Raw genomic sequence first — 9,664 nt, 5'->3', positions numbered from 1 at the left:
CACCGACGTCGACACCGACGTCGACACCGACGTCGACACCGACGTCGACACCGACGTCGACACCGACCTCGACACCGACCTCGACACCGACCTCGACACGGAGCTCGTCCTGGCCGATGACTTCCGCTCGTTCGTCGAGGGCCTCACCGCGGGCAGCTCGTACGGGACGGCTCCGCCCCGGCCGCTCAGGTGGGCCCGCCCGGCCGACCGGAGCGGCCGGAGGGATCGCCTCCCCCGGCCAGGCCGCCGGAGGAGGGGAACCACCATGGCGTCCGGTCAGCGGGTGCCGAGCAACTCCAGGGTGTCGATCACGCGGTTCGAGAAGCCCCACTCGTTGTCGTACCACGCGACCACCTTGACGTGGCGGCCGTCCACGCGGGTGAGGGCCGAGTCGAAGATCGCCGAGGCGGGGTTGCCCGTGATGTCGGACGACACGAGCGGGTCGTCCGAGTACTCGAGGATGCCGGCCAGCGGCCCCTCCGCTGCGGCTCGGTACGCCGCCAGCACGTCGTCACGCGTCACGTCGCGGGCGACGGTCGTGTTGAGTTCGACGATCGAGCCCACCGGCACCGGTACGCGGATCGAGTCGCCCGACAACTTGCCGTCGAGGTGCGGCAGCACCAGACCGATCGCCTTCGCGGCTCCGGTCGTGGTCGGCACGATGTTGACTCCGGCGGCCCGGGCGCGGCGGGCGTCGCGGTGCGGACCGTCCTGCAGGTTCTGCTCCTGTGTGTAGGCGTGCACCGTCGTCATGAACCCGTGCTCGATACCGGCGAGTTCGTCGAGGACCGCGGCGAGTGGTGCGAGCGCGTTGGTGGTGCAGGAGGCGTTCGAGACGATCGTGTGCACGGCCGGGTCGTAGGCGTCGGTGTTGACCCCGAACGCGAGCGTGACGTCGGCGCCGTCCGAAGGTGCGCTGACGAGTACCTTCTTCGTGCCCGCGTCGAGGTGGGCACGGGCCGCCTCGGCCGAGGTGAAGCGGCCGGTGGCTTCCAGAACGATGTCGACACCGAGTTCGGCCCAGGGCAGCTGCGCCGGCTCTCGCTCGGCCAGCACCGTGATCCGACGGCCGTCGACGACGAGCGTGTCCCCGTCGACGTTCACCGGGCGCCCGAGCCGGCCGGCCGTGCTGTCGTAGGCGAGCAGACGGGCGAGAGCGGCAGGCTCCGTCAGGTCGTTGACGGCGACGATTTCGAGGGTGCTGTCACGCTCCAGCAGTGCGCGCAGCACATTGCGTCCGATGCGGCCGAATCCATTGATGGCGATGCGAGTCATGAGTGATGTCCCTTCCCTTCCACACCAGGTTCGCTCGCGGCCGACGCCGCTGACAGTGGCGGGATCGCCATGGTTCAAAAGGATCCCGCCATGCGGTGCCGGGCGGTCTACGCGCCTCGGGTGAAGGTGCGCCGGTACTCGCTGGGTCCGGTGCCGAGGATGCGCCGGAAGTGAAGGCGCAGGTTCGCACCGGTGCCGAGACCGGTGTCGGCGGCGATCTGTTCGACGCTGCGCTGCGAGCGTTCGAGCAGTTCGCGGGCGAGGTCGACGCGGGCGCGCATCACCCACTGCATCGGCGTGCAGCCGGTCTCCTCGACGAAGCGCCGGGAGAACGTGCGCGGCGAGACCCCCGCATGCCGCGCCAGTACGTCGAGGGTGAGCGGCTCACCGAGCCGGTGCAGCACCCACTCGCGGGTGGCGGCGAACCGCTCGCCGAGAGGCTCGGGGACGCTGCGCGGCACGTACTGGGCCTGGCCGCCGCTGCGGTAGGGAGCCGCGACCAGACGCCGGGCCGCGTGGTTGGACGCGGCCACCCCGAGGTCGCCGCGCAGGATGTGCAGGCACAGGTCGATGCCGGAGGCGGCGCCGGCCGAGGTGAGCACGCTGCCCTCGTCGACGAACAGCACGTTCTCGTCGACCCGGACGAGCGGATGCATAGCCATGAGCGCCCGCGTGTAGTGCCAGTGGGTCGTGGCGCGCCTGCCGTCGAGCAGGCCCGTTGCGGCGAGCGCGAAGGCACCTGTCGAGATGGCGGCGAGCCGGGCGCCACGGTCGTGGGCGGCGATCAGTGCCGCGACGACGGCCTGAGGCGGGGCGTCGCGGTCCGGGAACCGGTAGCCGGGGACGAAGACGATGTCGGCCCACGTGAGCGCGTCGAGGCCGTGGGCGACGGAGTACGCGAGGCCGTCGCCGCCGGTCACGAGACCGGGTGCCGCCCCGCACACCCGCACTTCGTACGGCATGCTCGCGCGGGTCGTGAAGACCTGGGCAGGAATTCCGACATCGAGCGGCTTCGCGCCCTCGAGCACGAGGACGGCGACGCGATGCGGGCGGGAGTCTGGCACAGGAAGAGGCTACGTGGGCGTGACTTCGGGACGCCCTCCCCGCGGGCCGGCAGTCCCCTTGACGTACTCCTGCCGGAATGCGGGGACGCTTCGCCGAACCGGGGTGCTCACCGGTTCGCTCGCCATGACCCATGCGGCTCGTGGATATCGTGAAGCCGTGACCGGTTCCGAACAGCGTCCACTGCTCTTTCTCGATGTCGACGGGCCACTCATCCCGTTCGGAGCGACGCCGCAGCGGTATCCGGACGGGTATCCGACATACCGGACCGACCCTGAGACGCTGGGATGCGGTTCGAACCCGCTTCTGGCCAGGATCAATCCCGAGCACGGGCCCCGACTGCTGGCACTGCCGTGTGATCTGGTCTGGGCGACGACGTGGATGGCCGACGCCAACGAGTGCATCGGGCCACGGATCGGCCTGCCGCAGTTGGCGGTGGTGGACTGGCCGGAGCCATCCGACGCCGAAGAGCAGGACGAGCGGGACGGACTGCACTGGAAATCCCGGGCCCTCGTCGCGTGGGCGGCGGGGCGGTCGTTCGTATGGGTCGACGACGAGATCACGGATACGGACCGGGCCTGGGTGGTCGCGCACCATCGAGGACAAGCGCTGCTCCATCGCGTGGATCCCCGACAGGGCCTGACCGACGCCGACTACGCCGCGATCGACGAGTGGTTGCGCAGGATGCAAGGGGCACCCTTGTCACCGGGCGTGGCTTGAAGTGCCCAAGGAGCAGGCAGTCCGCGCAGCACCGATCCATCGGACATCAGCAAGATCTTCATGGCCACCCACGGCCCACCCACGGTCGGCCGACGACGCCCGATGCCGGGGAGCGGCTTCAAGTCCATCTCGGTGAGCAGGGGGGTTCGTGCTCGCGGTCGGCTCGGCAGGCCGTCCGTAGGTGCTGAGGGAGATCTTGCGTAGCTCTATGGCGTCGCTCTTCAGGAGCGACTCCACGGCTGTACGTTTCTGCGGCCGGACGCAACGTCTGCCGACTCGGCGTTCTATCCCGTAGCCGGGTCCAGGACTTGCCGCGGATCGGGCCCTCGTGCCCTCCAGCCCCTTGTGCGTTCGAGGCCGTCGCTCGTCCGGTCCTCGCACGTGCGGCGGGCAGCAGCCTCGCGATGGACTCGTCGGGCCCCGACAGCCGCCGTTCTCAATCGGCGGAGGGCCCTGGGATGTCGGCGGGGATGTCCCGGATCCCTATGCGCAGGTGCTCCACGTGGTACAGGGCCTGGTCCAGGAGTTCGGCGACGTGGTTGTCGTAGAGCGCGTAGATGATCGAGCGGCCCCGGCGTTCGCCGGTGACCAGTCCGAGATTGCGCAGCAGCCGGAGCTGGTGGGAACAGGCCGAGGCTTCCATGCCGACTGCATCCGCGAGGTCGCCGACCGAGCAGGGCCCTTCCTGGAGTCGGGCCAGGATGTGGAGCCGGGAGGGCGTGGCAAGGGCCTGGAGGGTGGCGGCTACATCGGCGGTGCCGACGGCGTCGAGGCGCTCGCGGGTGGTGGCGCTGCTGGCGGTGTCGGTTCCGTGGCCCATGGAAGCCATCATACCGGCGACACCTGAAGAACTGTTCAGGTGTTCCTGTATGGTGAGTGCGTTGCCTCGCCTCCGCCCGTGAAGGGTCGTTTTGTCATGCCTCCTGTCCTGGATCAACAGCTCGCTCCACCCGCCGCCGGGCCGAGTCCGGCGCCCCCGAAGCGGCGGACGCGAGTTCTCGCGCTGCCCGAGGCCCGATGGGCGCTCGCCTCGCTGGTGTTGTTCCTGATCGCGCTCCCGCTCGATCTCGCGGGTTCCCCGGCCTGGTTGTGGGGGCCGATGTACGCCGCCGTCTACGTCACGGGCGGCTGGGAACCGGGGTGGGAGGGCTTGAAGGCGCTGAAGGACAAGACGCTCGACGTGGACCTGCTGATGGTCGTCGCGGCGATCGGTGCCGCGGCCATCGGCCAGGTCCTCGACGGCGCGCTGCTGATCGTCATCTTCGCCACCTCCGGAGCCCTGGAAGCCGTCGCGACCGCGCGGACCGCCGACTCGGTGCGCGGTCTGCTCGACCTCGCGCCGGTCACCGCGACCCGGCTCCTGCCCGGCAACACTGAGGAGAACGTACCGGCCGACTCCCTGGCCGTCGGCGACACGATCCTGGTGCGGCCCGGCGAGCGGGTCGGCGCCGACGGCAAGGTCCTGGACGGGGCCAGCGACATCGACCAGGCCACCATCACCGGAGAGCCGCTGCCGGTGGCCAAGGGCTCAGGGGACGAGGTGTTCGCGGGGACGGTCAACGGCACCGGCGCTCTACGGGTCCGCGTCGAGCGCGACCCGGCGGACTCGGTGATCGCGCGCATCGTGAAGATGGTCGAGGAAGCGTCCGAGACCAAGGCCCCCACCCAACTGTTCATCGAGAAGGTCGAGCAGCGGTATTCGATCGGCATGGTCATCGCCACGCTGGCCGTCTTCACGATCCCGCTCGCCTTCGGCTCGGACCTCCAGCCCGCCCTGCTCCGCGCGATGACTTTCATGATCGTCGCTTCGCCGTGCGCCGTGGTGCTGTCCACGATGCCGCCGCTGCTCTCCGCGATCGCCAACGCGGGCCGCCACGGCGTCCTCGCCAAGTCCGCCGTCGTGATGGAGCGCCTGGGCCAGGTCGACGTCGTCGCCCTCGACAAGACCGGCACCCTGACCGAAGGCACACCCCGGGTCACCGACGTCCGCCCCGAGCCCGGTTCCGGGCTGGACGAGGACGCGCTGCTGGCGCTGGCGGCGGCGGCCGAACACCCCAGCGAGCACCCCCTCGCGCGCGCTGTCGTGCGGGCCGCCCGCGAACGCGGCCTCACCCTCGCCGAGGCGGCCGATTTCACCTCCGCCCCGGGAGCCGGTGTCACCGCCACGATCGGCGGAAGCACTGTTGAGGTCGGTTCCCCGCATCGTCTTCTCGCCACCGGCGGCCCGGACGTCAGCGATGTGGTGCGGACGCTCGAGGACAGGGGCCGCACCGCGGTAATGGTCCTGCGTGACGGCGGACCGGTCGGCGTGCTGGGCATCGCCGACCGCCTCCGACCCGACGCGAAGGTGACGGTGGCCGCGCTCCGCGAACTCACCGGACGGGCCCCGGTTCTGCTGACCGGAGACAACGAGCGCGCCGCACGACACCTCGCCGGCGAGGCCGGGATCACCGAGGTCCGGGCGGGTCTGCTCCCGCAGGACAAGGCAGCCGCGGTCAGGGAATGGGAGGCCGAGGGCCGCCGGGTGCTGGTGGTCGGCGACGGGGTCAACGACGCCCCGGCCCTGGCCGCCGCCCACATCGGCATCGCGATGGGCCAGGCCGGCTCCGACCTCGCCCTGGAGACCGCCGACGCCGTCGTCGTCCGCGACGAACTCGCCGCCATTCCCGCAGTCGTGGCCCTCTCCCGCAAGGCACGCCGCCTCGTCGTGCAGAACCTGGCCATCGCGGCGGTCTTCATCGCCGTACTGGCCGCCTGGGACCTGATCGGGACGCTCCCGCTGCCGCTGGGTGTCGCCGGGCACGAAGGTTCCACCGTCATCGTCGGCCTCAACGGCCTGCGCCTGCTGCGCGAGAACGCGTGGACGAACTCTGCGGACAAGGCCACGGTCTGAACGTGTGCGCCGCAGTCGTACGGAGGAAACCACGGATCGTCGGCGGGCCCCGCCCATCCGACGGGACCACGGATCGTCGGCGGCCCCGCCCATCGGAGATCGGATACTCAGGAGAGTTGGATCACTACTACACGTACATGACTTCCTGGAGCTGGTCGGATGCGGGCCGCGTCACCGACATGGTGAAGATCAACGGGATCGACCTCAAGCCTGACCCCCCGGAGCCCGGCGAGGTGGTCACCGTGATGATCCCGGTCCACATCGCGAAGGCTGTCGAGCGCGGCGCCTGGATCGACGTCACGGTCAAGCTCGGCGCCGTCGAACTGGTCGGCAAGACCTACGACCTGTTCGACCGGATCAGTGAGGGCGATCCCGGAACGGGCTCCTGGAATCTGTCCGTGGACACCGGGGTCACCGGTGACCTCATCGAGGTGGGCGACGCCGCGCTGACCGTAAGGCTGAAGATCCCCAGGGAGGTTCCGCCGGCCAGGTTCGCCGTCGAGGCCCGCGCCTGCAACGCGGACGAACACGACCTCTTCGCGTTGAACATCAAGGTCGATCTCGCGTACTGGGCGACGGACCCGGCGGCTCTTGACGAACCCGGACCGGAACGGGTCCCAGGCGCGGCGGACCCGCCGGAGCCAGGTGGCCGTTCCGGCCTGCGGGGCCAACTGGCCGCCGGAGGTGGTCGGTGCGGTCAGGGGGGCGGGATGGGGCAGCTGTCGTAGATCCGCACGGTGCCGTCGCCGTTGGCCGTGAACTTCCAGCGTTGGGATGCCCGGGTGGTGTCCAGGGCGGCGAACCGGGTCACGGTGGCGATGGTGACGCTGCAGTCCCGCCGCGCTGGAGGGCGCCGCCGCCGTTGCCGAGCGCGTGGTAGGCGTTGTCGCCGACCACCGTGGGGCCGTAGTTGATGGCGTGCGTGTCCAGGGCGGTCGGTGCGGCGCCGGTCGTGGACAGCGGTGGCACGGCGGGGTCGGGCGGACGTTCTCGAACCAGTCGGCGAAGGTCGCGGGCGTGTGCGAGGCCAGGGTGGTGATGGTCCGGTCCCAGCTGCCGTCCACCTGCCTCCACAGCTGGAGCAGCGACGCGGCCATGTTGCCCTGCACATGGTCGCCGGTCTGCCGGCCCGCGGCGGCGGTGAACGGGAAAAAGTCACCGTTCGGGAACACGTAGCGCTGGTCACCCAGCAGGATCATCACCGGCCGTAAGAGGCGGCACCCCTGTGACCGCTCCGACAGGCGAGCAAGATATTCCTTGCCGCGAATATTCGCTACATTGAATACTGGTCGCCATGGATGTACTTCTCACCGCACTGGCCGACCCGGCCCGCTGGCGGCTTGTGAGCCTGATCGCCGAGCGGCCCCGTCCGGTCGGGGTCCTCGCCGAGCTCGCCGGGGCGCGCCAGCCGCAGACGACCAAGCATCTGCAGACCCTTGAGCGGGCCGGCGTCGTCACCTCCCAGCGCACCGGCCAGCGCCGCATCTACGCGCTCCAGCCCGGTCCCCTGCGGGAGCTGGCGGCTGCGCTCGACCGACTCGCCGACACCGCGGAGCAGGCCGGGGGCCCGCGCGCGACCTACGACCGCTACGGGGCCAGCCTCCACGCGGAGCGGCTCGCCGCGGAAGAGCCGGGGTGGGCCGACGGCCGTTCGTTCAGCTTCCGCCGGTTGCTGACGGGGCGCCCCGAGCTGGTGTGGCGCCACCTGACCGAGCCTTCCCTGCTCGCCCGATGGTGGACGCCCGACGACCTCCGCGTATCGGAGCTCGTCTTCGAGGCGCGAGAAGGCGGGCGCATCGTCCAGGAGTACCGGGATGTCGAGGACGCCGACGCCTCGGATCTGGTCGCCGGGCGTGCGGAGGGCGCCGTCGTCGACGTCCGTCCTGGTGAGCGTCTCGCCTACCGGCTCTCCCCGAAGCTCCCCGACGGCGGTCTCGCCTTCACCGCCCACGTCGCCCTCGATCTGCGGCCCACCGGGACCGGCACGGATCTCGACGTCCACTGGCAGATCACCGACAGCACCGTTGACTCCGCTGACTTCATCGCAGGCATCGAGATCGGCTTCGGCCAGAGCCTCGACAAGCTCGCAGCGGCCCTTGCCGCAGACCCGCACGACAGCGAACGCACCGAAAACACCGACAGCACCTACACGAGGAGCACGCAATGACTGTCCCGACCGGACGCAGGGTGACCGCGAACTTGAGCCTCTCCCTCGACGGGCGTTACCACGGTCCTGGCGGGCCAAGCGACTTCAGCATGTTCGCGCCGTATGTGACCTCCGAGGTCGCGCGGGGTCAACTCACCCGCATCTGGGAGGGCGCGACGACGGCGCTGCTCGGCCGGATCAACGCCGAGGGGTTCCTGGGCTACTGGCCGATGGTCGCCGAGGACGAGAACGCCGATCCGCGCGACCGCGGATACGCAAAGTGGCTGGTGGACACGGAAAAGGTGGTCTTCTCGACCACACTGACCGAAGCTCCGTGGGAAAACACCCGCGTGGTGAACGCCCCAGCCGCCGACGTGGTTGCCGAACTCAAGGTTACCGGCGAGGGCGACATCCTCGTCAACAGCTGCCCGAGTGTCATCAAGCCGCTCCTTGCGGCAGATCTGCTCGACCGGCTGTACCTCATGATCTTCCCCGAGATCGCCGGAGACGGGCAGCGACTGTTCGACGACGGGCTCCCAGCTTCGAAGTGGAAGCTCACTCACCAGGAGACCGGCGAGCTGGGCGAGATCGCCATGGTCTACGACCGAGTCCGCTGAGCCGGCCGATCAGCGCACGCGGTCGGCGAGGTGTTCACCTTCGCGGATCGGGACATCGTCACGCTGTGTCCCCGCGTCATGGATGGCGTCCATACCTCTCCGTCCGCCCTTGCGACCGGGCGCCGGGAATCGAGATCACCGACGAGGGCCACACCCCGTTCACCGAGGTGGTGGCCCGCGCACTGGGCATGCCACACCTGCGGGTGATCGAGACGGGCGGTGATGTCTACGCCTCCGAACGCCAGCAGTGGGACAGCGGCAACAATATGGTCGCGCTGAATCCGGGCGTCCTCTTCACCTACGACCGCAACACCCAGACGAGCGCCCTGCTGCGGGCCGGGGCGCAGGTCATTGCCATCGTGGGCGCGGAGCTGGGCCGGGGGCGGGGCGGCGGGCACTGCATGACCTGCCCGCTGATCCGCGACGCGGTGACCTTCTGACCGTCTGAGCAGCCCCGGCGCCCGCACGGACTGTCGGGGCCCACCGCGGACCGGTCGTACGCCAGTCAGGTTCGCGGGCGGGGCCGGGACCTCGAAGCCCAGGACCACCAGGAGCGGGGCCGAGGAGCCGGCCGGCACGGGGGCCGGGAGGTCGAGGAGCCGCCGCAGCCGATCCCCCGGACCGGGGCATCGGTGAGGCCGGCGCGGGGTCGGGCGTCCGGGTTCACCGCGGCGACTGCTGGGCTGCCGGCAAGGAGCTGCGGGCGATCAGCCGGGAGCGCGCCCTGCCGGAACCCGCCGACGGGTACCGGCCTGCGATGTGTGCCGCCCGGACAGACCCTTGGGCGTGGCGTGAGAGCCGGGACAGATGTTGCGGGTCTGGTGGGATGGGCGCGGTCCGGTTGACCTCGGAGGTCTCCGAGGTCAACCCGACCACCCACCAGGCGGGCGTGGCACCACGCGCGGGGGGTGATGGGAAATGAAATAAGGAGTGTGTTGTGCGGAGCGGGCA

Annotated in this window: 10 protein-coding genes and 1 pseudogene; 7 read left to right on the top strand and 4 right to left on the bottom strand. The window is 70.4% G+C overall.

Annotated features, from left to right (window positions below):
- Positions 1-276 precede the first annotated feature (276 nt).
- Together gap and ACFWVP_RS33695 are read right to left on the bottom strand one after the other, a co-directional pair.
- Complete coding sequence (gene gap, locus ACFWVP_RS33700) at positions 277-1,275, bottom strand: type I glyceraldehyde-3-phosphate dehydrogenase (protein WP_384501819.1); 999 nt, start codon at positions 1,273-1,275, stop codon at positions 277-279.
- A gap of 107 nt (positions 1,276-1,382) precedes the next feature.
- A complete protein-coding gene (locus tag ACFWVP_RS33695; protein WP_384501817.1) occupies positions 1,383-2,339 on the bottom strand; it encodes a GlxA family transcriptional regulator in 957 nt (318 codons plus the stop codon).
- Between the two features lie 157 nt (positions 2,340-2,496).
- Here ACFWVP_RS33695 and ACFWVP_RS33690 point away from each other — a divergent pair, with 157 nt between their 5' ends.
- Entirely contained in the window at positions 2,497-3,057 is a 561-nt protein-coding gene (locus ACFWVP_RS33690; protein WP_384501815.1) for an HAD domain-containing protein, read from the top strand.
- Positions 3,058-3,493: 436 nt separating this feature from the next.
- Here the strand turns inward: ACFWVP_RS33690 and ACFWVP_RS33685 are convergent, their stop codons facing one another.
- Positions 3,494-3,877 carry an ArsR/SmtB family transcription factor gene (locus ACFWVP_RS33685; RefSeq protein WP_384501813.1) on the bottom strand — a complete coding sequence of 128 codons (384 nt, stop codon included), beginning with the start codon at positions 3,875-3,877 and terminating at the stop codon, positions 3,494-3,496.
- A 96-nt stretch (positions 3,878-3,973) separates the two neighbouring features.
- Here ACFWVP_RS33685 and ACFWVP_RS33680 point away from each other — a divergent pair, with 96 nt between their 5' ends.
- On the top strand, positions 3,974-5,950 hold the full coding sequence (locus ACFWVP_RS33680) for a heavy metal translocating P-type ATPase (RefSeq protein ID WP_384501811.1): 1,977 nt from the start codon (positions 3,974-3,976) through the stop codon (positions 5,948-5,950).
- A 137-nt stretch (positions 5,951-6,087) separates the two neighbouring features.
- The gene (locus tag ACFWVP_RS33675) at positions 6,088-6,678 is read left to right on the top strand and encodes an ML domain-containing protein (protein ID WP_384501809.1); all 591 of its coding nucleotides are present in this window, start codon (positions 6,088-6,090) and stop codon (positions 6,676-6,678) included.
- A 79-nt stretch (positions 6,679-6,757) separates the two neighbouring features.
- Here ACFWVP_RS33675 and ACFWVP_RS33670 read toward each other — a convergent pair whose 3' ends face one another.
- A complete protein-coding gene (locus ACFWVP_RS33670) occupies positions 6,758-6,919 on the bottom strand; it encodes a hypothetical protein (protein ID WP_384501807.1) in 162 nt (53 codons plus the stop codon).
- Positions 6,920-7,244: 325 nt separating this feature from the next.
- On the opposite strand from ACFWVP_RS33670, the gene ACFWVP_RS33665 reads away from it, so the two are divergent.
- From ACFWVP_RS33665 to ACFWVP_RS33650, 4 genes and pseudogenes are all read left to right on the top strand, one after another.
- Positions 7,245-8,117 (top strand): metalloregulator ArsR/SmtB family transcription factor, encoded by an 873-nt coding sequence (locus ACFWVP_RS33665; RefSeq protein ID WP_384501805.1) that lies wholly within the window; start codon positions 7,245-7,247, stop codon positions 8,115-8,117.
- Positions 8,114-8,713 (top strand): dihydrofolate reductase family protein, encoded by a 600-nt coding sequence (locus ACFWVP_RS33660; protein ID WP_384501803.1) that lies wholly within the window; start codon positions 8,114-8,116, stop codon positions 8,711-8,713. The genes ACFWVP_RS33665 and ACFWVP_RS33660 overlap by 4 nt, the downstream gene beginning before the upstream one ends.
- A 27-nt stretch (positions 8,714-8,740) precedes the next feature.
- A pseudogene (locus ACFWVP_RS33655) lies at positions 8,741-9,153 on the top strand (arginine deiminase family protein); the annotation flags it as partial.
- 188 nt (positions 9,154-9,341) lie between these two features.
- Positions 9,342-9,635, top strand: coding sequence for a DUF6233 domain-containing protein (locus ACFWVP_RS33650; protein ID WP_384501823.1), 294 nt, complete (start codon positions 9,342-9,344; stop codon positions 9,633-9,635).
- Positions 9,636-9,664 lie beyond the last annotated feature (29 nt).

Origin of the sequence: Streptomyces sp. NPDC058637, from assembly GCF_042717325.1 — a bacterium.
Classification (GTDB): domain Bacteria; phylum Actinomycetota; class Actinomycetes; order Streptomycetales; family Streptomycetaceae; genus Streptomyces.
Note: the sequence above shows the minus strand (reverse complement) of the source record. Positions and strands in the feature narration are given on the sequence as shown.

Excerpts from the sequence above, each read along its gene's own strand:
- ACFWVP_RS33680 (WP_384501811.1), top strand. The coding sequence starts at position 3,974 with ATGCCTCCTGTCCTGGATCAACAGCTCGCTCCACCCGCCGCCGGGCCG.
- ACFWVP_RS33675 (WP_384501809.1), top strand. The coding sequence starts at position 6,088 with ATGACTTCCTGGAGCTGGTCGGATGCGGGCCGCGTCACCGACATGGTG.
- gap (WP_384501819.1), bottom strand. The coding sequence starts at position 1,275 with ATGACTCGCATCGCCATCAATGGATTCGGCCGCATCGGACGCAATGTG.
- ACFWVP_RS33685 (WP_384501813.1), bottom strand. The coding sequence starts at position 3,877 with ATGGGCCACGGAACCGACACCGCCAGCAGCGCCACCACCCGCGAGCGC.
- ACFWVP_RS33660 (WP_384501803.1), top strand. The coding sequence starts at position 8,114 with ATGACTGTCCCGACCGGACGCAGGGTGACCGCGAACTTGAGCCTCTCC.
- ACFWVP_RS33665 (WP_384501805.1), top strand. The coding sequence starts at position 7,245 with ATGGATGTACTTCTCACCGCACTGGCCGACCCGGCCCGCTGGCGGCTT.